Origin of the sequence: Flavobacterium cauense R2A-7 (genome assembly GCF_000498475.1) — a bacterium.
GTDB lineage: Bacteria > Bacteroidota > Bacteroidia > Flavobacteriales > Flavobacteriaceae > Flavobacterium > Flavobacterium cauense.
Map to the genome: position 1 here is coordinate 24,466 of NZ_AVBI01000004.1, position 19,877 is coordinate 44,342.

The following is a 19,877-nucleotide window of genomic DNA, read 5'->3' on the forward strand; positions in this document are numbered from 1 at the left end:
TTTTATTTACTATTCAATCGATTATCCTCTTGTGAATACAGTTATTTCCCCATCAAAATCTCTAACTTTAAGTTCAGATGATGTTAAAGTTAAAATCTCTGAAGTAAACGTTTCTCCTCCCAATGTTACTGAAAGACTATTACCACTACGAACCCAAGTTCCGTTATCTGTAAACACTTCACAAGGAGAATTAAAAGAATCATAATCTACACTACTGATTGTTCCGTTTGCATTAATCATGATGTAATCTTTAGAACAACCACTTTCATTACCGTTATAATCTACTAATATTTCAGTATCATCAACAGTAGTATCCTCTTTAGAAAAATTCCATTTACCTTCTAATGACGCGGATGAAGATGAACTTGACGAATCGTCATCTTTATTACAAGATGCAAATGAAAGACCTAATACTAATGCAAAAGCAAACAAAATTGTGATTTTTTTCATTTTTTAATTGATAGAGTTAATATTACAGCAATAATAACAATAAAAAAGTAAAAGAAAAATCTTATAGTAAATATTTAACAAAAGAAAAGTCTTACTCAAAAAACACAACAAATTGTTATTAATGAGGTAGCTTATTTTTAAACACCCCATAAAGATAGGTTCCCAGCAATGCTCCAGCCAAAACTATTACGATTCCGTAAAAACCTGCTCCAAGTAAAATGAAAATAGGTCCCGGACACGAACCAACCAATCCCCATCCCAATCCGAACAAAGTTCCGCCAATTACATATCGGGCAAAACCTCTTTCCTTATCTTCTATCTCAATTGGAAATCCTTTAATGTTTTTAAGGTTCTTTCTTTTTATGAGCTGTACACCAATTGTTCCGACACAAACTGCCACGCCAATAATTCCATACATATGAAACGACTGAAACTGGAACATCTCATAGATTCTGTACCACGAAACCGCTTCTGATTTTGTCAGCACAATTCCGAAAACAAAACCAACCAGAACAAATTTTATTAAGTTGAAAAATTTCATACGCTGCTATTAAAAAATTAAAGGTAAAAGGAAATGTGCCATAATCAGACCTCCAATAAAAAAGCCGATTACAGCTATTAAGGAAGGTTTTTGAAAGTTACTCAATCCCGAAATCGCATGTCCGGAAGTACAACCTCCCGCGTAACGCGTTCCGAATCCAATCAACAATCCTCCAAAAAACAAAATTAAAATTGTTTTAGGTGTTTTAATCGCTTCCCATCCAAACAAACTATCCGGTCCTAACTTTCCGTTTGGCGCTTCAATATTCATGGCTGCCAATTGTTCGATAGTTTTGGGATTCAATTGTACACCGCTTCCGTCACTTAAAAAATGTACCGCTACAAATCCGCCTAAAATCGCACCAAAAACAACGGCAAGATTCCATTTCTGCTCGCGCCAGTCGAATTTAAAAAAATCAACATTCTTCCCGGCTCCCGCAATGGTACAAAGTGTTCTTAAATTCGAAGACATTCCAAAAGATTTTCCGAAAAAAATAAGTGTGAGCATCACTGCACCAATTAAAAACCCTGAAATATACCAAGGCCAGGTTCCGTAAAATGAATACATAGCAATAATTTTGTTTTTCACAAAAGTAATTATTGAACAGCTATTTTGCGTAACAAACCGAAAGATTTTTGTTTCTTCCGAAGAACTATCTAATTTTTCAGCATCAATAACCTGTTTTTTATTTTATCAGAAAAAATACTTTTTTGATGTGGGTTTCAATAAATAATCTTTTAATTTTGATGCATTAAATCAAGTACTGAATGAAAAACTATACGATTGAAATCAAATGGGCCCTTGTTTATGTTATAATATCTTTTATCTGGATATTTATCCAAAAGTATTTAGGCTTTTTTGATGAGAATATTTCAATGCATCTCTTCTTTTCCGTACTGATTGTTATCATTCTGATTCCTTTGTTCCTGTTGGCGCAAACCGACAAAAAAAAGAATTTCCTGAACGGAAAAATGAGCTGGAAACAAGGTTTTATTTCCGGTGGAATCATCATTGTTATGGCAACGTTATTCGTACCTTTATTACAATATCTGACGTACGAGGTAATCAATCCGGATTTTTTCTCCAAAACAATCGCTTTATATACGCAAAGCGGAAAAATGACCGCTATTGACGCTGCAACGCGTTTCAACTTGAAAAGTTATATCATACAAGGGGTTTCCGATAGTTTATCGTTCGGGATTATTTTTTCAGCGCTAACCGCATTCTTCACAAAATCAAAATAATTATGTTCAAAAAAGCACTGCTATTCCATTTGATTTTATTGTGTTTTGCATCCTGTATCAGCACAAAGTCAACTATTAAAAACATCGATAGTTCGGCTATCAAACCTGTAGTAAAAGATGAAGCGTACGTTCTGAAAGAATATGCCGACACCAAAAAATACGGTTACGATCAGGATTACCCCATCAACATTGGTGTCCTTACTGATAAAAGTGAAAGTGTTTACGTGGGTTATTTTTTCAATGGAATAACCGGTCCAAACGGTGAAGCGCTGACTTACAAAAAAACCGACAGCTGTTGCCCGTTTCCAACAAAGTTTAACAAATTGGGCGGTGGTTTATTATCCATTTATGAAGTTACCTGGAAAGGACAGTCAAAACCGGTACAACTGTACTTCAATATTTATGAAAGAGGTAAGATTGTTTGCCCGATTGGCTTTAAAATTAAAAATGTTCCACAAAATCGTTAACAATTTTAAGAATTTTATAAGATTTCAAACCTTCTAACCCGTTCATTAGAAGGTTTTTTTATTATATCTTTGCATCACTTTTTAGATACAACTATGAATTTACAGAACATACCTCAAATTAAACATACCGATAGCGGTAATTTCTTTCTTTTAGCCGGACCTTGTGCCATCGAAGGAGAAGAAATGGCAATGCGAATTGCCGAAAAAACAGTTGCCGTAACAGACAAACTGAAAATTCCTTACGTTTTCAAAGGCTCATTCAAAAAAGCCAACCGTTCCCGAATTGACAGTTTTACAGGAATCGGAGATGAGAAAGCGCTTAAAATTTTAGAAAAGGTTTCCAAAGAATTCGGCGTACCCACTGTAACCGACATTCACACCAATGAAGATGCGGTAATGGCTGCGGCTTATGTTGATATCTTACAGATTCCTGCCTTTTTGGTTCGTCAGACAGATTTAGTTGTGGCTGCTGCCAATACCGGAAAAACCGTAAACTTGAAAAAAGGACAATTCATGAGTCCGGAAAGCATGAAACACGCGGTTCAGAAAGTAATCGACTGCAACAACCATAACGTAATGGTGACCGACAGAGGTACCATGTTCGGTTATCAGGATATGATTGTGGATTACAGAGGCATTCCTACCATGCAGGATTTTGCCACTACCGTTCTGGATGTTACTCATTCTTTACAGCAACCCAATCAAATGGTGGGCGTTACCGGTGGTCGTCCTGAAATGATTGAAACCATTGCCAAAGCAGGTATCGCTGTAGGTGTTGACGGGATTTTCATCGAAACCCATTTTGACCCGGCCAATGCGAAAAGTGACGGTGCCAACATGTTGCATTTAGATCTTTTCGAAGGTTTAATGACCAAATTAGTTGCCATAAGACAAACTATAAATCAATTTTAATACAAATAAAACTAACCTACTAATGAAACATCCATTTTTGATGGTTGTGCTTCTTTTTAGTGTTTTTTCTCAGCACAGCATTGCTCAGGAAGCAAATGTTACCCCAGAAAAATTCACTGCGCATAACAAAGGAAAAATCTACTTTTATTGGGGTGGAAACCGTGAACGGTATTCGAAATCGGATATTACCTTTAAAGGAGAAGATTATAATTTCACGCTTCAGAATGTAGAAGCGCACGACAAACCAAAAGGATGGCACATCGATTATATCAATCCCGGCAGAATGACCATTCCGCAAACCAACTTCCGTTTAGGCTATTTCATTACGGACAAATACAATATTTCTATTGGGGTTGATCATATGAAATATGTAATGTATCAGGACAAAGCAGTTGATTATAACGGTTATTATCCAAATCCGGGAACGTATGGTGAAACCCTTCCGAACGGACAGGTATTGTTAACCGAAGATTTCCTAACGTTTGAACACACTGATGGTTTAAATTATGTAAATACCGAATTTTCGCGTGTAGACGATGTTTCGAAATACCTGACCATCGGAAATACCGATAAAATCCAGGTGAATGTTACCGAAGGAATTGGCGGAGGTATTTTGTATCCTAAAACAAATGCCAAAGTATTAGGGAAAGCGCGCCATGACGATTTTCATATTTCCGGATATGGTGTGGCAGCTAAAGTCGGACTGAATGTAACTTTTTTCAAGTATTTCTTCGTTCAGACAGAGCTTAAAGGCGGTTACATTAACATGAACGATATCCGAACAACCCACAGTGGTGCAGACACTGCTTCACAGGAATTTTTCTTCATTCAGCATATTATTGCTTTTGGAGGCGTTTTTAAAATCTAATTCTTTTGATTACAAATACAAAAGGCTTTCAGAAATGGGAGCCTTTTTTTTTAGGGATACAACCTACTCGCCTCTTCGAGTACCGCAATCAAAACGTCATTTTCTATTTCTTCCAATGAAAAATACCGAAGCGATTTTACAGTATTCCTCTTTTCGTCAACAAGCTTGTCCAAATGTTGCGTGAGCTGAAAACCCTTGGCAAAACCAACATCCACAAATCCCTTTTTATGATTGGGCGCCAAATACACAAACGGTTTCTTTTTGTAATAAACATAAGGAATCCCCCATTTAAACAGCAATTCTGCTTCGGGCACTTCTTTGTGTAATGTATCCAAAACGCAAAGCATAATGTCCTTGTACTTTTGCGGTTGTTTATAAATATATTCTTCAGACGGTTTCATTCTATAAAAATATTCAAAAAAAATCTTGTCCAATTAAAAAATTATACATTACTTTGTTTTTCAAAGTACTTTATATGGATACGCAGAATTATTTACAAGATTTAAAAGAAATTAAAGAGTTGATGAACAAATCGACCCTGTTTATTTCTTTAAGCGGTTTATCGGGTATTCTGGCCGGAATTTATGCCTTAATAGGCGCTGCTGTGGTGTATTATCTAATAGAAAACCATGAAGGGTATTACATTACTTTGGAAAGCAAAACTTTTAAACTAATTGTACTTACCGCAATGGTTGTCCTTTTGGCTTCTTTAGTAACAGCGTATGTTATGACCGTAAATAAAGCAACCAAAGCGGGTGAAAAAATGTGGAATTCTGCATCAAAAAGATTGCTGATTAATTTTTTAATTCCGCTGATTACCGGTGGTATTTTTGCGCTTCTTTTATTGCGTAACGGTTCTTACGGATTAGTAGCTCCAGTAACCTTAATTTTTTATGGTTTAGCGTGTGTAAATGCCAGTAAATATACGTTGAGAGATGTTCGCTATCTTGGAATAACCGAAATTATTTTGGGATTGCTGGCCGTTGAATTTTCGGGTTACGGATTGTATTTTTGGGTTTTAGGATTTGGTGTTTGTCATATCGTTTACGGTTCGCTTATGCACTTTAAATACGATAGAAAATAACATGAAAAAGTTATTGATTTTCATACTTCTTGCCGTACTCACAATTTTTGCATTTGGATATTACAATGCAATTTTAGTTGATGACGCTTTTGTAGAATTAGAAACAAAATCTTTAAGTTTGCTGAAAGAAGGAGATATCATTTTTCAAACATCTAAATCAGAACAGAGTGAAGCAGTAAGCATCGCAACAAAATCCAAATTTTCACATTGTGGAATACTTTACATATCCGATGGAAAAAAATATGTTTTCGAAGCAGTTCAGCCCGTAAAACTGACACCTTTGGAAGAATGGATTTCCCAAGGAAAAGAACGTAGTTTTTTAGTAAAACGTTTAAAAAACGCCAAATCCGTTTTAACCGATGCCACGCTTTTAAAGATGAAACAAAAAGGCCAGCATTATTTAAATAAAAACTACGATTTGTATTTTGAATGGTCTGACGAAAAAATATATTGTTCTGAATTGGTTTGGAAAATTTACAAACAAGGTGCCGGAATTGAGTTGTGTCCGTTTCAAAAGCTTAAAGATTTCAATTTAGAAAACCCAACGGTTCAGGAAATAATGAAAAAAAGATATGGCAATACAATCCCTCATAACGAGAAAGTTATTGCCCCATCGCAAATTGCGAATGCTGTAGCGTTGGAAACTGTAATCGATACGTATAAATTTTGAAAAACATCATCCAAAATATAAACAAAGCTTTTGACCATAGAATCCGACTGGGTATCATGTCGATTTTAATGGTTAACGAATCGGCTGATTTCAGTACGCTTAAAGAACTTTTAGGTGTTACTGACGGAAATTTGGCCAGTCACACAAAAGCTTTGGAAGCCGAAAATTATATTAGTGTGGAAAAACAATTCATCGGAAAAAAACCCAACACCAGCTACAAAGCAACCCAAGAAGGTCGCAATGCTTTTAAAAATCATATCGAAGCACTTGAAAAATTAATACAGCAATCGTAAGCTATTTTTTTATTCTTAAACTTTGAAATTCAAAGTACTTTTAACCTAATCAATAAAACAATATGGAAATTCAAAATCACAATGCCATGGAGCACACAAATCAGAATCAACCGATTCAAAACAATCAAAACAAAGGCTCGTTTTTGCAATCAACAACGGCAAAAATGATAATGGTAGGACTGCTTACGCTTGTTCTGCTAATCCCGCTTCAATATGTGAAGGAATTAATTTTTGAACGATCGGAACGTAAAAAAGAAGTGGTTAGTGAAGTAACCCAATTGTGGGGCGAAGACGTCTTTTTCTATGGTCCGATTCTGAAAGTTCCGTATAAAACATATACCGAAACTGCCGTTGTAGATTCCAAAACAAAACAAACTACTTTACAGCGAAGAGCCTACATCAATTATGCTTTTTTCTTTCCGGACAAACTGAACAATACGTCTGATATCAAAAAAAACACTTCGCTGAAAAGAGGCATTTACAATAATGTGGTTTTCACGGCCAACATGAAATTCGATGGCGAATTCAGTCAGATTAACTTCCAAAAACTGGGCATTAAGGAAGAAGATGTGGTTTGGGAGAAAGCGGCTTTAATGGTAAAAACAACCAATTTAAAAAGCATCAAAAGTGATTTAACCGTAAAATTAAACAATCAGTCGTTCGCATTCGAATCCAAAGAGGAAGAGGATAATTTTTACGGAACGCTGGAAACCGGCACTTTTGATTACAAAACATTGCTGAACAATAACAAACTGAATTTCAGTTTTACAATGAAATACAACGGAAGCAACAGTGTGAAATTCATCCCGGTTGGAAAAACAACGCACATCAGTTTAAATTCCGATTGGGATTCGCCAAGTTTTGAAGGCATGTTTGCCGCCAACGATACCACAAAATCCATCAGCAAAAAAGGGTTTCATGCCGATTGGAAAATTCTGCACATTAACCGTTCTTTTTCACAACAATATGATTCTAAAATTCCGAATTTAAACGATTATTCATTTGGAGTGAAACTGATTGAAACCGTAGACGAGTACCAACAAAACGAACGTGCATCGAAATACGGATTCCTGGTAATCGGACTTACTTTTCTGATCTTTTTCCTGATTCAGTCGGTGAACAAAATCAACATTCATATTTTCCAGTATACAATGCTCGGACTGGCACTAATCATGTTCTATACCCTACTGATTTCAATCACGGAACATTCCAGTTTTTCATTGGCCTATCTGATTGCTTCGGTTGCCGTAATCGCAATGATTGTTTTGTATTCGGTGTCCATTCTGAAAACCAAAAAATTCCCGCTTTTCATCGGGTTAGCATTGAGCGGATTGTATGCCTTCATTTATGTAATCATCCAATTGGAAAATTACGCATTACTTGTGGGAAGCATCGGACTATTTGTAATATTAGGAATAATCATGTATTTCTCGAGAAAAATCGACTGGAATAACAACAACAATTAAAACAACAGGCCCTGAGAAATCGGGGCTTTTTTTATCTTAATTTCAGAAATAAAAAAGAATAACCATAATGTTTTTTTATCATCTTTGTGAAACGAATTAAATTTGTAAATTCTTATTTATGCATCAAAAACTACTCCTTGTTCTGGTACTTTTATTTTCAAAACAACTTATATTCGGTCAGACTTACGAGTTTAAAAAGAAATTCTCCAAAGAAGAAAGAACTGCATTTCTTGGGATGACCAAAAAAATATTCTCGATAAACAATCAGGTTTCATACAATCTTTCCTCAAAAGATGCCGAAATGAGTTTTTCAGAGATGAATGATGAAATTCAGTACAACGATGATTATCTGAAAGAACTAAAAACCAAACTATCCAAAGATTCCCTTAATGCTATAATCCTGAACAATTTTGGGAATTATTATATTAGCAAAGGAAACAAACCCTTGGCCAAAAAGTATTTCAAAAAATCTTTGGACAACTTGTCGTTACAGACATTTGTAAAAAAAGACAGTGCACAGTATTATTCCTTCAGAGGTATACTGAAATCCAATCTGGAAACGTCGGGCGCTATTACCGATATTGAAAAAGCGTTACGGATAAATCCCAACGATTCAATTTCAATCTTATTTTATCCGATGTTTTTAATACAACAGAATCGTTTTTCCGAATCTAAGAAGATCTGTATTGACGCCTTAGAGAAAAAAAATGAATCGCCCGCAATGCCCTACACCTTTTTATGTATGAGCATCCTTTTTGAAAATGTAAACTCCATTTTAGATCCTTCCAAAAAAGAGGCAAACCGTAAAAAAAGTTATGATGAATTAGTCGACTACAGCTTAATTTACCAATATGCCGATAGATACAAAAACAGTATTCAGGTTCAGAATTTGAAAAAGATGTCTGAAATTCTCGGATTGTTTATCAGAATGTATCAATTTGATTTAAATGAAGACAATGAAATAATTCTGAATTTTTCGTCGCGTGAGATAACTAAAATCAATGCCTTAGAAAAAGAATTCAAGGAATTATTAGCCAAAGGAAAAATAAATCCGTTTACCGCTAACAAAAGTTTGTGCACCTTACATTTCATGCTTGGCAACAAAGACAAAGCGATTGGATACGGAAAAAAAGCCATTGCGGTATTTCCCGAATCAAAAAAAAACATCCAATTCAATGCATATGAAACCTATGATTTACTGTTGAGTTTATATCAATTGAAAAAAGATACCGTTAATTTCAAAAAAACACTGAAAGAAAAAATCCTGAAATCGTCGCAAGAAGAGAAAAAAATAAACGATTACTTATCGATGGCTTACCTCTATTTGTATGAGAATGATTTCGTACAGTCGGAAGAATGGTGTAAAAAAGCCAGAGAAATTGACTCGGATAATTTTGAAGCGCTGAGTTTATTATCGCATTTGAAATTCATGAGCAATCCGAACAGTTTAGAAAACTCTTTGGGACAATTTTACATGGAACAGGCCTCCAGACAGGTAAAAGAGGATTTCGACAATTATACTTTAGGATTGCAGGCGGCGATATACATGATTTTGTATGGAAATCCCAACGATGCTAAACTGGCCTATGACAACATTCAAAACAGCCGGAAACTGACTCAAAAAGACTGTAAAATTTGCGATGAATTAATTGAAAAATACATTTCGGTGCGTCCTTAAACAAAAAAGCTGCTCAAATTGAGCAGCTTTTTTTATTTTATTTTCCGTCTACATAATCCTGCAGATAATTAAATCTTGCTGTCAGTTGACCGTTTTCAGTAATTTTGGCTCTTTCCAGAATACCGTCTTTATCACTGTTGAAGAATGCAGGAATCACATGTTCCAGGAACATTTCTCCAAACCCTTCGCTGGCATCTTTTGGCAATTCACACGGTAAATTGTCCACCGCCATAACTACAACAGCTCCCGGATGACTTACAGGAACTTCAATTCCTTCACTCGGATAGTAGCCGTATAAAGGCTCGGCAATTGTGGAAGCGCGCAATGTACAAGCAATCGGACCGTCAACATCACATGAAATATCGGCAACAACTTTAATTTTATTGTCCGGCGCATTCAGCATTTCTCTTGTTAAGATTACCGGTGCACCGTTTCCGTAGAAATGACCCGCCATAAAAATATCCGACACTTTGGTAAAACGCTCAAAATCGGACACATATTCCTGAGGATTCTGATAAAAATCTTCTTTGGTAGTAACCGTTCCGTCTTTGCGTTTGTTGTAATCCAGCACATCAATTTGAGTATATACCGGTTTATCAAATGTCTTTGTCAAATAATCCTCGATGGAAACTTCTTTGATTTTCATTGCATCCAAAATTTCTTTGGCGCCCATCCCTACTTTTCCGTGTCCGGTCAGTACGATTTTAATCGGAGGTAACATCGGACGACGTAAACGTTCCACTAAAGCGGCTTTGTCTGCCAAAGTTTCCGCTTTTGGTAAATTGAACAATTCGAATTTGATTCCGAAAGCTCTGAAACCGTTATATGCGCCAACGATTCCGGCATAACGTCCAAAACCGATTAACCGGTGATTGGTTTCATTTACGATGGTTTCGTGATCGATTAAACGGATGTTTTTTTCAAGGCAAGCGACAAGTAGTTTTTTATTATAAGGTTGTTTTTTTATGGTGTGAGAAAAGAAAAAATATTTTTTATTGGGAATTAAAGCGTCTACCGGAACTTCTTTTACTCCGATTAACACATCACAATCCGTAAGATCGTTACTTACTTCAAAACCTAATTTTGAATATTCTTCATCCGAAAAAACACGAATATCAGACGATTCCACTTTAATCTCTGCCTGAGGAAACTGCTCTTTTAATTTTACTAATTCTGTTGGGGTGAAAACAACCCGTCTGTCCGGCGGATTTTTTCTTTCTTTGATAATTCCAAATTTCATTGTTATGCAATCATTGAAAAGTTATCAGTATTTGGAGTAAATTTCCGATAATAATGCAACTTTTCGGTGTTAGTTTTGTTTGTTTTTATTTATTCTTGCCCAAATGTACTATTTAAAGAATAGAGGTGCAATAATTTTCATCCGATTTTTTTATTTGTTTTTACAAACCTCTGTAAGAATTTGAATTAAATATTATTTTTCTTCGATTGAGGGTTTTAATTGAAAATTAAATACTCTAACTTTGTGGTCTGATTTTTGCTATACTAATAGTGATAACCACTGGGGTCGACTGGTTTTGACAGCGAGTGGAATTGGGAAGTAAGCACGTCGAGAACTGGGACAATTCTCGTTAATAAAAGGTTTCACAACTTTACACGGCGAAAATAATTACGCTTTAGCTGCTTAATCTGAATTATAGTAAGATTTGCCTAGTTCCTACCAGGTAGGAAAGCTAGATTCTCCTCAAAAGCCTTGGTTTATGGCGTTTGGATTTGGGGAACCGTAAAAGTAAACCTAGGAACGGTAATGCTTTAAATCCGTTCTGACACTGATAAAGCTAAGCAAAAAGTGGCTGTTTCTGGCCTTGCTTTTTGTCGAAAATTCAATCAGAAAATAAGCGTGTAGAAAGCTCTTCGATTGCTTGTTTGGACGAGAGTTCGATTCTCTCCGACTCCACAAAAAGCCTTTAAATTTTATTTTAAAGGCTTTCTTTTTTTTTACAAATAATTTAAAAAAAACATTAATATTGTAATTCTATAAACCTAACCCAAAGTATTGAATTAAAATTTTATTAACGTAAGTATTAAAAGAACATGAAAAAAATATTCTTATTATTAGTATTGGTTGCTTTTAGCAGTAACGCTCAGGAAAAATTCGATTTCCCTTTAAACGAAAACGGACAAATTATTTTCACAGAGGTAGTTTCTGCTGACGGAAAAACCAAAGACGATTTGTTTAACAATTCAAAAATGTTCTTTGTAAACACTTACAAAATAACTCAGGATAAGTTGAAACAGGACAAAGCTAATTTTTCGGTTAGCGACAATCAATATTCCATCATGACTGTAAAAATGAACGGAAGCGATGTAAAAGTTAAATTGTTTTACACGGTTTCGATTCTGTCAAAAGACAACAAATACAAATACGAAATAAAAAACATTTTCACCAAAACAGAAGTTTCGGAAACACCTTTAGAAAAAATGTTTGATAAAACTGCTTCCGAAAAAGCAGCACAAAAACCTAAATTAGCTGAAAATCTTAAAGCTTACTATGGTGCTATCAATGCTGAAATCGGAACCATCAAATCAAACATTAAAAGTGAAATGAGTAAATCATCCGCAGCCAAAAGCGATTGGTAGCCTGAAAACACCTTTTAAAACACAAAACAGAAAGCTCGTTAAATGGGGCTTTTTTGTTTTCTATCCTCATAATTACTCCGTTATTTTAAAGCATAAACCTTATATTTGTGTTCTTAAAAATCAAATGACATGCAACACATAATCGATCGTTTCATCAGCTACGTAACTGTTGACACAGAATCCGACCCAAACTCAACTACAACACCAAGCAGCGCCAAACAATGGGATTTAGCAAATAAATTGGTCGAAGAATTAAAAGCCATCGGTTTACAGGATGTAACTATTGACGACAAGTCATACATACAAGCCACATTGCCGAGTAATTTGGATTACGACGTACCAACCATAGGTTTCGTAGCGCATTTTGATACTACACCCGATTTTACGGGGGCGAATGTAAAACCACAAATTGTTAAAAATTACGACGGTGGTGACATCATCCTGAACAAAGAGCAAAATATCGTTTTATCACCAAGTTATTTCGAAGATTTGTTATTATACAAAGGTCAGACGTTAATCACAACCGACGGAACTACGCTTTTAGGTGCCGATGACAAAGCGGGTGTCACCGAAATCGTTACCGCGATGGAATACCTGATTCAGAATCCGCACATCAAACACGGTACACTGAAAGTAGGTTTTACACCAGATGAGGAAATTGGCCGTGGAGCCGACTTCTTTGACGTAGAGAAATTCGGATGCGAATGGGCTTATACCATGGACGGAAGTCAAATCGGTGAATTGGAGTATGAGAACTTCAACGCCGCCGGTGTAAAATTGAAATTTAAAGGAAAAAGTGTACACCCGGGTTATGCTAAAGGAAAAATGATCAATTCCATGCTTTTGGCTACGAAATACATCTCTAAATTACCAAAAGACGAAGTGCCGGAAAGAACAAAAGGATATGAAGGTTTCTTCCACGTAGTACATTTGGATGGAAGTATTGAAGAAACGAATGTGCAGTTAATCATCCGTGATCACAACCGTAAGAAATTCGAAAAGCGTAAAAAAGAAGTGGTAAAAATCGCTGATAAATTCAACAAAAAATACGCGAAACAATTTGGTGCCGACATCGTTGAAATTGAAGTGAAAGACCAATATTACAACATGCGTGAGAAAGTAGAACCGGTTAAACATATTGTAGATTTGGCAGAACAAGCCATGAAAGCGTTAGACATCAAACCATTAATCAAACCGATCCGTGGCGGAACAGACGGTTCCCGTTTATCGTTTATGGGATTACCGTGTCCGAATATCTTTGCCGGCGGACACAATTTCCACGGTAAATACGAATATGTTCCTGTGGAAAGCATGCAAAAAGCTATCGATGTCATCATCAAAATTGCGGAATTGACAGCTGAAAAGTATAAGAAATAAGCAGAAGACAGATTGCAGAAGGCAGTGAACAGATTGCAAGAAACCGACACTAATAAATTTTAACCGCAGATTAGCAGATTATACTTTTAAAATCTGCTAATCTGCGGTTTTCCTTTTAAATTGTATCAATTAATTTTTGATTGTAAATCACATGAAAGAAGAAAAAAATCCGTGGCAAAAAAACGACTTGTGGACAGAAGAACTTGATTTTATAAAGTCAATCATTGCCAAGACCGAATTGGAAGAAATGACCAAATGGGGCGGCATTGTATATACGATTAATAAAAAAAATGTAATAGGCCTTGGCGGATTTAAATCCTATGTTGCCGTTTGGTTTTTTAATGGTGTCTTTCTGAAAGACGAAAAAAAGGTATTGGTCAATGCCAATGAAGGAGTGACTAAAGGTTTACGTCAATGGCGTTTTTCATCAAAAGAAGAACTTCAGGATAATGAAAAATACATTTTTCAATACATCAACGAAGCCATAGCCAATGAAAAAGCAGGTTTGTCCATCAAACCTGAAAAAAAAGAAGCGATTGTTTCGGAATTGCTTAACAACGAATTCAAATCGGACGCAAAACTAAAAAAAGCTTTTGAAGCCTTTTCGCCTTACAAACAGCGAGAATTCTTGGAATACGTGGAAACGGCAAAACAGGAAAAAACCAAACTGACACGGATTGAAAAAATCAAACCGATGATTTTAGATGGAATTGGTTTGAATGACAAATACCGATAATAAAAAAGTCCCAACGCAAATCGGGACTTTTTATTTATATACTACTGAAAATTACTTCGCAGCGTTAGCTTTCATGCTCAATTCCATAGAAATAGCAGAACGCTCCATTTTAATTTTACCCGCCATAGTTTCAATTACTACTGAATCTTCATACAATTCAGCAATTTTTCCGTGGATTCCGGATTTCGTTATGATTTTATCGCCAACTTTTACAGCGGCTTCAAATTCTTTCTCTTTTTTGGCTTTTTGCTGTTGCGGTCGGATCATTAAAAAATAAACCACCACAAACATTAAGATAACCGGTAAAAACTGACTGATTTGTCCCATTATAATTTATTTTAGTGTGCTGCAGGAGTTGCTCCGCCAGCTTTAGGTGTTACATTTGCTTTAATTGTTACTTTCTCTGAACCTTCTTTAGAATTGGTTGTTAAAGTAACTGTTTTTTGTTGTTGACCCGGTTTACCGTTAGAATCAAACGATACTTTTAACGGCGCAGAATCTCCTGGTTTAATTGGCTCTTTTGGCCAAACAGGTACGGTACAACCACAACTTCCCTGTGCGTTGATGATAATTAAATCGGCTTCCCCTTCGTTGGTGATTTTGAATTCGGTTTCTACTTTATCGCCTTCAGCAATCGTTCCGAAATCATGCTCTACTTTATCAAATTTTACTACAGGTAATTTTCCTGTTGCTGCACTTTCCGCCATAGCCTTCTCAACATTTGACGGATCAATTTTTTCCGAAGCATTTTCTTTTTTACAAGAAGTTGACAGTACTAATGCTGCAACTGCCAACGTTCCAAAAGTTTTTCTAATCATGGTTTTAAAAAAGTTAATTACATTAAACCTCTTCCGGTTTTGATTAATTTATTTTCTTTTTGGTATTCTTTCACTAAATTGTCCAGAATTCCGTTGATAAAAATACTACTTTTTGGTGTAGAATATTCTTTAGCTAATTCTAAATATTCGTTAATAGTTACTTTTACCGGAATCGAAGGGAATTTCAGAAATTCACAAATAGCCATTTTCAGAATGATGGTATCGATTTCGGCAATACGTTCTGCGTCCCAATTTGGCGTTTTATCGATAAACTCTTTCGCTAACTCATTATTGTTCAGAACGGTTTTACGGAAAAGATTTTTCACAAACTCTTTGTCATCGGAATCTTTATACAATCGCGGCACAAAGAACGAAGTATCATCTGCCGATTTGATTTGTTTCAACTGTTTTACAATCATGGTATTCACCAACGGAATATCGTCTATCCATGTTAGTTTGGAATCTTCCAGATAGTCGTACAATTTTTCGTTTGGCGCAATGATTTCAGAAAAAATATCCACAACAAACTGTTTGTCTGCTTCGAAATCATTTCCTGGCGTGCTCATGTATTTTTCATACAGTTCACTGCTTTTAATTGCATCTAGAAGCAACAGAATATAATCGTCGTTATTTTTCCAATTGGTTATGTTTCTGTCAGCCAAAGCAATACCTAATGAATTATTTTCTGTCAATAATTCAAGTACCTTATTTTTAATAAACTTAGTATTGGGATTGCGTTCTTCTTTAGTGGCAAGATGTTTTTTACTGGATTTATCGATAAAATCTTCTTCCGATTTTTTGATTTCCACCAAAGCGGAAAGCATGATAAGATATAAATCCTGAATATTTTCGATACTTTGAAACAGGAATTTCTCTTCCTTATCAAGATTATCGGAATTGTTTTGATGCATGGCATAGATTGATTGCATCACTTTCACACGGATATGTCTTCTGTTTAACATCTTGTTGTAAGAACTTTAAAAATTAACGGAGCGAAAGAATGCCTTTCGCTCCGCAAAATTATGAAATATTATTTATTGAAAACTACTTTGCAGCGTTTTCTTTTTTTCTTGCATCAATACGCTCTTGCGCCATTCTTAAAGCCGCTTGGTGTGTAGTGATGTTATTTTCTTTTGCATAATTGAAAATATCCAATGTAGTGTTGTAGATATTTTGTGTTCTGCGCATTGCTTCTTCTTTTCCGTATCCAGCAATTTCACCGTAAACATTGATGATTCCACCTGCGTTGATTAAGAAATCCGGAGCATATAAAATACCTCTTTCCTGTAATCTTGCACCGTGAATCTGCTCTACAGCCAACTGATTGTTTGCAGCACCGGCAATAACTTTCGCTTTGATTTTTTCAATCGTATCGTCGTTAATTGTCGCACCCAAAGCACATGGCGCATAGATATCCACATCAACACTGTACAAATCGTTTCCGGAATATACTTTAGCACCATATTTAGCACCAACTTCCTGTAAACGAGCTTCATTAATATCAGCAATCTGAACCAAAGCACCTTCTTTAGAGATTAACTCTACCAAAGTTTCACCTACGTGACCGATACCCTGAACCAAAATCTTTTTACCTTCTAAATTGTCTGAACCAAACTGGTATTTCGCAGCCGCTTTCATCCCCATGTAAACACCATAAGCTGTTACCGGAGAAGGATTTCCGGAACCACCAATCGATTCGGAAATACCCGTAACATAATTGGTATGCTGCTTAATTAAATCCATATCGGCTGTAGTTGTTCCTACATCTTCTGCAGTAATATATTTTCCGCTTAAAGAATTTACAAACTGACCGAATTTAGCAATCAATTCCGGAGTTTTATCTGTTTTGGAATCCCCGATAATAACCGCTTTTCCACCACCTAAATTTAAACCTGAAATTGCCGACTTAAACGTCATTCCGCGAGACAAACGCAAAACATCATTTAATGCTTCCCATTCGTTCGTATATTTCCACATTCTCGTTCCTCCTAAAGCAGGTCCTAAAACTGTGTTATGAACTCCAATAATTGCTTTTAAACCAGTATCTTTGTCGTGACAAAATACGATTTGCTCATGATTATCAAATGAAACCTGACCGAAAACAGGGTCGATTTTATGAAGCTCACCAGCGTTTGTAACTTCTGTTATCATGTTTTAATTGTTTTTATAGGTTGAATTATATTCAAAAACAGGTCGCAAAATTACAATTTTATTCAGAATATTTCAATACAAATCGCTTTTTTTAATTTTTTATTAATATTTATTTTCAAATCAGAATCATGATTTTTTAAAATTTATTTCATTTTTTTAACACTTTTTGGTGTTTTTTAATAAAATATCTAAAATACAATGAAAGAACTTCAATATTTAAACAAATATTTCATAAAATATAAATACCGATTTCTTCTTGGAATCTTTATTACGATTGTAGCACAATTCTTCACTTTGTACACACCAAAACTGGTGGGCGATTCCATTAAGGTTTTAGAACACAGTAAATTATCCCCAATGGAAGTGCAAGACACTTTGTTAAAAAACATTCTCCTCATTTTAGCCACAACTTTAATTGCCGGTTTTCTGACTTTCTTAATGCGCCAGACACTCATCGTAATGTCCCGCCACATAGAGTTTGATTTAAAAAATGAAGTGTTTTACCAATATGAAAGACTGACGCAGAATTTTTACAAACAAAACCGTACCGGAGATTTGATGAACCGCATCAGCGAAGATGTTGGAAAAGTGCGCCAATATGTTGGGCCGGCCGTAATGTATTCCATAAATACCATTATTCGTTTTGCTGTGGTTACGGTACAGATGTATCTGGTTTCGCCAAAACTGACGCTGTATTCGCTTCTACCCTTACCTATTCTGGCCTACAGTATTTTCAAAATCAGCTCGGAAATCAACAAACGCAGTACTGCCTATCAACAGAATTTATCAAAACTGTCCACGTTCACTCAGGAAATGTTCTCCGGAATTCGTGTGATAAAAGCCTATGCGATTGAAAATAAAAAACAAGAAGATTTTGTTGACCTGTCCAAAGAAAGCAAAACCAAAAACCTTGATTTGGCACGCGTACAGTCGTTATTCGGTCCTTTAATGATTTTGCTGATCGGAATCAGTAACCTCGTGGTAATTTACGCCGGAGGAATGATGTATATTAACGGAACCATTCCTGATATTGGGGTAATTGCGCAATTTATTTTATACATTAACATGTTAACCTGGCCGGTAGCGTCTTTAGGGTGGGTTTCGTCTATGGTACAGGAAGCGGAAGCCTCTCAGAAACGTATTAACGAGTTTTTGAAAGTAGTTCCTGAAATTCAGAATGAAGTCGATGAAAAATCTGAAATACAAGGAAAAATTGCCTTTGAAAATGTTTCGTTCATTTATGACGATACCAATATAGAAGCGCTTAAAAACGTTTCCTTCACTATAAACAAAGGAGAAACCCTTGCGATATTGGGAAAAACAGGTTCGGGTAAATCGACGGTACTTTCCCTCATCAGCCGATTGTATGATGTACAACACGGAGCCGTAAAAATTGACGGAACCAATATAAAAGAACTCAACCTTTATGATGTTCGGGACCACATCGGTTTTGTGCCTCAGGACGCGTTCCTGTTTTCGGATACCATTAAAAACAATATTAAATTCGGAAAAGAAGACGCTACTGATGAAGAAGTAATTGATGCGGCTAAAAAAGCAGTAGTTCATAAAAACATCGTGAAGTTTAAAAACCAATACGAAACGATTTTGGGAGAACGCGGCATTACGCTTTCGGGCGGACAAAAGCAACGTGTTTCCATTGCGCGTGCGATGATTAAAAACGCACCGATTTTATTATTAGACGACTGTCTTTCAGCCGTTGACACCGAGACCGAAGAAGCAATCCTAAACAATTTGATGGAATTTTGCAAAGACAAAACAACTATCATTGTCAGTCATCGTGTTTCCTCTGCCAAAAACGCCGATCATATCCTTATTCTGGATGAAGGAAAAATAATTCAGCAAGGATCGCACTATCAGCTTGTAAATCAGGACGGTTATTACAAAGAATTGTATTATAAACAACTTTCCGAAAAAGAAATGCAATAAAATCTTGGTTATTTTGGTTTTTTTTTAGATTTTTGGTTTCTACTTAACACAATTAATATTTGACAGAAGGATTATGAGAGAAAATGATTTGTTAGAAAAAGAAGAAATTTTTTCTAAAGTTTTAAGAGCAGGAAGAAGAACGTATTTTTTTGATGTGAGAGCAACCAAGGCCGATGATTACTATATCACAGTGACCGAAAGTAAAAAATTTACCGAAGAAGACGGCTCTTTCCACTTTAAGAAACATAAAATTTACCTGTACAAAGAAGATTTTGCTGCTTTCAAAGACATTTTAGACGAAATGACTTCGTATGTGTTAAACCATAAAGGTGAAGAAGTTATCTCCGAAAGACACCAAAAAGATTTCAAAAAGGAATACTTCACAGACAAATCAGAAGAAGCCGAATCAAAACCCTTAGGAAGTTATACCGACATTGATTTTGATGATATTTAATGCATTTCAAAATAATAAACAGAAGTCCAAAATCAACCGGTTTTGGGCTTTTTGTTTAAAATCAAACAGGAATGAACCCATTTAAAAAATTCTTAGACAACTACGGTGTTTGGTTTCACTCAG

At 35.7% G+C, this 19,877-nt stretch carries 23 protein-coding genes and 1 other RNA gene; 15 read left to right on the forward strand and 9 right to left on the reverse strand.

Annotated features, from left to right (window positions below; all coding sequences use genetic code 11):
• Nucleotides 1-21: 21 nt before the first annotated feature.
• The 3 genes from FCR2A7T_RS02880 to FCR2A7T_RS02890 all read right to left on the reverse strand — a co-directional run bounded on the left by FCR2A7T_RS02880 (nt 22) and on the right by FCR2A7T_RS02890 (nt 1,558).
• Complete coding sequence (locus FCR2A7T_RS02880; RefSeq protein WP_023569768.1) at nt 22-450, reverse strand: lipocalin-like domain-containing protein; 429 nt, start codon at nt 448-450, stop codon at nt 22-24.
• Between the two features lie 118 nt (nt 451-568).
• Entirely contained in the window at nt 569-991 is a 423-nt protein-coding gene (locus FCR2A7T_RS02885) for a DUF6691 family protein (protein ID WP_023569769.1), read from the reverse strand.
• 9 nt (nt 992-1,000) lie between these two features.
• The gene (locus FCR2A7T_RS02890) at nt 1,001-1,558 is read right to left on the reverse strand and encodes a YeeE/YedE family protein (protein ID WP_023569770.1); all 558 of its coding nucleotides are present in this window, start codon (nt 1,556-1,558) and stop codon (nt 1,001-1,003) included.
• Nucleotides 1,559-1,758: 200 nt separating this feature from the next.
• Between FCR2A7T_RS02890 and FCR2A7T_RS02895 the strand changes: the two genes are divergently transcribed.
• The 4 genes from FCR2A7T_RS02895 (at nt 1,759) to FCR2A7T_RS02910 (ending at nt 4,482) form a co-directional block, all read left to right on the forward strand.
• On the forward strand, nt 1,759-2,235 hold the full coding sequence (locus tag FCR2A7T_RS02895) for a DUF4199 domain-containing protein (protein ID WP_023569772.1): 477 nt from the start codon (nt 1,759-1,761) through the stop codon (nt 2,233-2,235).
• 2 nt (nt 2,236-2,237) lie between these two features.
• Entirely contained in the window at nt 2,238-2,702 is a 465-nt protein-coding gene (locus FCR2A7T_RS02900; protein WP_023569773.1) for a hypothetical protein, read from the forward strand.
• 93 nt (nt 2,703-2,795) lie between these two features.
• On the forward strand, nt 2,796-3,614 hold the full coding sequence (kdsA, locus tag FCR2A7T_RS02905) for a 3-deoxy-8-phosphooctulonate synthase (RefSeq protein ID WP_023569774.1): 819 nt from the start codon (nt 2,796-2,798) through the stop codon (nt 3,612-3,614).
• A 22-nt stretch (nt 3,615-3,636) separates the two neighbouring features.
• Nucleotides 3,637-4,482: a hypothetical protein gene (locus FCR2A7T_RS02910; RefSeq protein WP_023569775.1), complete on the forward strand. Its 846-nt coding sequence runs from the start codon at nt 3,637-3,639 to the stop codon at nt 4,480-4,482.
• A gap of 50 nt (nt 4,483-4,532) precedes the next feature.
• On the opposite strand, the gene FCR2A7T_RS02915 is transcribed toward FCR2A7T_RS02910, so the two are convergent.
• A complete protein-coding gene (locus FCR2A7T_RS02915) occupies nt 4,533-4,883 on the reverse strand; it encodes a DUF1801 domain-containing protein (RefSeq protein WP_023569776.1) in 351 nt (116 codons plus the stop codon).
• 74 nt (nt 4,884-4,957) lie between these two features.
• Here FCR2A7T_RS02915 and FCR2A7T_RS02920 point away from each other — a divergent pair, with 74 nt between their 5' ends.
• The 5 genes from FCR2A7T_RS02920 (at nt 4,958) to FCR2A7T_RS02940 (ending at nt 9,673) form a co-directional block, all read left to right on the forward strand.
• Entirely contained in the window at nt 4,958-5,566 is a 609-nt protein-coding gene (locus FCR2A7T_RS02920; protein WP_023569777.1) for a hypothetical protein, read from the forward strand.
• A gap of 1 nt (nt 5,567) precedes the next feature.
• Complete coding sequence (locus FCR2A7T_RS02925) at nt 5,568-6,236, forward strand: YiiX family permuted papain-like enzyme (RefSeq protein ID WP_023569778.1); 669 nt, start codon at nt 5,568-5,570, stop codon at nt 6,234-6,236.
• A complete protein-coding gene (locus FCR2A7T_RS02930) occupies nt 6,233-6,529 on the forward strand; it encodes a winged helix-turn-helix domain-containing protein (protein WP_035117113.1) in 297 nt (98 codons plus the stop codon). The genes FCR2A7T_RS02925 and FCR2A7T_RS02930 overlap by 4 nt, the downstream gene beginning before the upstream one ends.
• A gap of 86 nt (nt 6,530-6,615) precedes the next feature.
• Nucleotides 6,616-7,995 carry a cell envelope integrity protein CreD gene (gene creD / locus FCR2A7T_RS02935; protein ID WP_051369493.1) on the forward strand — a complete coding sequence of 460 codons (1,380 nt, stop codon included), beginning with the start codon at nt 6,616-6,618 and terminating at the stop codon, nt 7,993-7,995.
• Between the two features lie 118 nt (nt 7,996-8,113).
• Nucleotides 8,114-9,673 carry a hypothetical protein gene (locus FCR2A7T_RS02940; protein ID WP_023569781.1) on the forward strand — a complete coding sequence of 520 codons (1,560 nt, stop codon included), beginning with the start codon at nt 8,114-8,116 and terminating at the stop codon, nt 9,671-9,673.
• 37 nt (nt 9,674-9,710) lie between these two features.
• On the opposite strand, the gene FCR2A7T_RS02945 is transcribed toward FCR2A7T_RS02940, so the two are convergent.
• Nucleotides 9,711-10,913, reverse strand: a complete 1,203-nt coding sequence (locus FCR2A7T_RS02945) for an NAD(P)-dependent oxidoreductase (RefSeq protein WP_023569782.1) — start codon at nt 10,911-10,913, stop codon at nt 9,711-9,713.
• Nucleotides 10,914-11,194: 281 nt separating this feature from the next.
• On the opposite strand from FCR2A7T_RS02945, the gene ssrA reads away from it, so the two are divergent.
• The 4 genes from ssrA to FCR2A7T_RS02960 all read left to right on the forward strand — a co-directional run bounded on the left by ssrA (nt 11,195) and on the right by FCR2A7T_RS02960 (nt 14,384).
• Nucleotides 11,195-11,591: a transfer-messenger RNA gene (ssrA, locus tag FCR2A7T_RS14945) on the forward strand.
• Nucleotides 11,592-11,725: 134 nt separating this feature from the next.
• On the forward strand, nt 11,726-12,271 hold the full coding sequence (locus FCR2A7T_RS02950) for a DUF4468 domain-containing protein (protein WP_023569783.1): 546 nt from the start codon (nt 11,726-11,728) through the stop codon (nt 12,269-12,271).
• A 129-nt stretch (nt 12,272-12,400) separates the two neighbouring features.
• Nucleotides 12,401-13,648 (forward strand): peptidase T, encoded by a 1,248-nt coding sequence (gene pepT / locus FCR2A7T_RS02955; RefSeq protein WP_023569784.1) that lies wholly within the window; start codon nt 12,401-12,403, stop codon nt 13,646-13,648.
• A gap of 151 nt (nt 13,649-13,799) precedes the next feature.
• On the forward strand, nt 13,800-14,384 hold the full coding sequence (locus tag FCR2A7T_RS02960; protein ID WP_023569785.1) for a YdeI/OmpD-associated family protein: 585 nt from the start codon (nt 13,800-13,802) through the stop codon (nt 14,382-14,384).
• A 51-nt stretch (nt 14,385-14,435) separates the two neighbouring features.
• On the opposite strand, the gene yajC is transcribed toward FCR2A7T_RS02960, so the two are convergent.
• The 4 genes from yajC to FCR2A7T_RS02980 form a co-directional block, all read right to left on the reverse strand.
• Complete coding sequence (gene yajC, locus FCR2A7T_RS02965) at nt 14,436-14,711, reverse strand: preprotein translocase subunit YajC (protein WP_023569786.1); 276 nt, start codon at nt 14,709-14,711, stop codon at nt 14,436-14,438.
• 11 nt (nt 14,712-14,722) lie between these two features.
• On the reverse strand, nt 14,723-15,202 hold the full coding sequence (locus FCR2A7T_RS02970) for a DUF1573 domain-containing protein (protein WP_023569787.1): 480 nt from the start codon (nt 15,200-15,202) through the stop codon (nt 14,723-14,725).
• 17 nt (nt 15,203-15,219) lie between these two features.
• Complete coding sequence (nusB, locus tag FCR2A7T_RS02975; protein WP_023569788.1) at nt 15,220-16,164, reverse strand: transcription antitermination factor NusB; 945 nt, start codon at nt 16,162-16,164, stop codon at nt 15,220-15,222.
• Between the two features lie 82 nt (nt 16,165-16,246).
• Nucleotides 16,247-17,353 carry a Glu/Leu/Phe/Val dehydrogenase dimerization domain-containing protein gene (locus FCR2A7T_RS02980; RefSeq protein WP_023569789.1) on the reverse strand — a complete coding sequence of 369 codons (1,107 nt, stop codon included), beginning with the start codon at nt 17,351-17,353 and terminating at the stop codon, nt 16,247-16,249.
• A gap of 198 nt (nt 17,354-17,551) precedes the next feature.
• Here FCR2A7T_RS02980 and FCR2A7T_RS02985 point away from each other — a divergent pair, with 198 nt between their 5' ends.
• Both FCR2A7T_RS02985 and FCR2A7T_RS02990 read left to right on the forward strand, forming a co-directional pair.
• Nucleotides 17,552-19,300: an ABC transporter ATP-binding protein gene (locus tag FCR2A7T_RS02985; protein WP_023569790.1), complete on the forward strand. Its 1,749-nt coding sequence runs from the start codon at nt 17,552-17,554 to the stop codon at nt 19,298-19,300.
• Nucleotides 19,301-19,373: 73 nt separating this feature from the next.
• Nucleotides 19,374-19,754 carry a PUR family DNA/RNA-binding protein gene (locus FCR2A7T_RS02990; RefSeq protein ID WP_023569791.1) on the forward strand — a complete coding sequence of 127 codons (381 nt, stop codon included), beginning with the start codon at nt 19,374-19,376 and terminating at the stop codon, nt 19,752-19,754.
• Nucleotides 19,755-19,877: the final 123 nt, after the last annotated feature.

What these genes read in the sequence shown, in the direction of transcription:
- FCR2A7T_RS02895 (WP_023569772.1), top strand. Translation starts at nt 1,759, where the DNA reads ATGAAAAACTATACGATTGAAATCAAATGGGCCCTTGTTTATGTTATA.
- FCR2A7T_RS02925 (WP_023569778.1), top strand. Translation starts at nt 5,568, where the DNA reads ATGAAAAAGTTATTGATTTTCATACTTCTTGCCGTACTCACAATTTTT.
- nusB (WP_023569788.1), bottom strand. Translation starts at nt 16,164, where the DNA reads ATGTTAAACAGAAGACATATCCGTGTGAAAGTGATGCAATCAATCTAT.
- FCR2A7T_RS02970 (WP_023569787.1), bottom strand. Translation starts at nt 15,202, where the DNA reads ATGATTAGAAAAACTTTTGGAACGTTGGCAGTTGCAGCATTAGTACTG.
- FCR2A7T_RS02900 (WP_023569773.1), top strand. Translation starts at nt 2,238, where the DNA reads ATGTTCAAAAAAGCACTGCTATTCCATTTGATTTTATTGTGTTTTGCA.
- FCR2A7T_RS02885 (WP_023569769.1), bottom strand. Translation starts at nt 991, where the DNA reads ATGAAATTTTTCAACTTAATAAAATTTGTTCTGGTTGGTTTTGTTTTC.
- creD (WP_051369493.1), top strand. Translation starts at nt 6,616, where the DNA reads ATGGAGCACACAAATCAGAATCAACCGATTCAAAACAATCAAAACAAA.
- FCR2A7T_RS02920 (WP_023569777.1), top strand. Translation starts at nt 4,958, where the DNA reads ATGGATACGCAGAATTATTTACAAGATTTAAAAGAAATTAAAGAGTTG.
- FCR2A7T_RS02880 (WP_023569768.1), bottom strand. Translation starts at nt 450, where the DNA reads ATGAAAAAAATCACAATTTTGTTTGCTTTTGCATTAGTATTAGGTCTT.
- FCR2A7T_RS02980 (WP_023569789.1), bottom strand. Translation starts at nt 17,353, where the DNA reads ATGATAACAGAAGTTACAAACGCTGGTGAGCTTCATAAAATCGACCCT.
- pepT (WP_023569784.1), top strand. Translation starts at nt 12,401, where the DNA reads ATGCAACACATAATCGATCGTTTCATCAGCTACGTAACTGTTGACACA.
- FCR2A7T_RS02960 (WP_023569785.1), top strand. Translation starts at nt 13,800, where the DNA reads ATGAAAGAAGAAAAAAATCCGTGGCAAAAAAACGACTTGTGGACAGAA.
- FCR2A7T_RS02940 (WP_023569781.1), top strand. Translation starts at nt 8,114, where the DNA reads ATGCATCAAAAACTACTCCTTGTTCTGGTACTTTTATTTTCAAAACAA.
- FCR2A7T_RS02910 (WP_023569775.1), top strand. Translation starts at nt 3,637, where the DNA reads ATGAAACATCCATTTTTGATGGTTGTGCTTCTTTTTAGTGTTTTTTCT.
- FCR2A7T_RS02985 (WP_023569790.1), top strand. Translation starts at nt 17,552, where the DNA reads ATGAAAGAACTTCAATATTTAAACAAATATTTCATAAAATATAAATAC.
- FCR2A7T_RS02945 (WP_023569782.1), bottom strand. Translation starts at nt 10,913, where the DNA reads ATGAAATTTGGAATTATCAAAGAAAGAAAAAATCCGCCGGACAGACGG.
- FCR2A7T_RS02915 (WP_023569776.1), bottom strand. Translation starts at nt 4,883, where the DNA reads ATGAAACCGTCTGAAGAATATATTTATAAACAACCGCAAAAGTACAAG.
- FCR2A7T_RS02950 (WP_023569783.1), top strand. Translation starts at nt 11,726, where the DNA reads ATGAAAAAAATATTCTTATTATTAGTATTGGTTGCTTTTAGCAGTAAC.
- FCR2A7T_RS02990 (WP_023569791.1), top strand. Translation starts at nt 19,374, where the DNA reads ATGAGAGAAAATGATTTGTTAGAAAAAGAAGAAATTTTTTCTAAAGTT.
- kdsA (WP_023569774.1), top strand. Translation starts at nt 2,796, where the DNA reads ATGAATTTACAGAACATACCTCAAATTAAACATACCGATAGCGGTAAT.
- yajC (WP_023569786.1), bottom strand. Translation starts at nt 14,711, where the DNA reads ATGGGACAAATCAGTCAGTTTTTACCGGTTATCTTAATGTTTGTGGTG.
- FCR2A7T_RS02890 (WP_023569770.1), bottom strand. Translation starts at nt 1,558, where the DNA reads ATGTATTCATTTTACGGAACCTGGCCTTGGTATATTTCAGGGTTTTTA.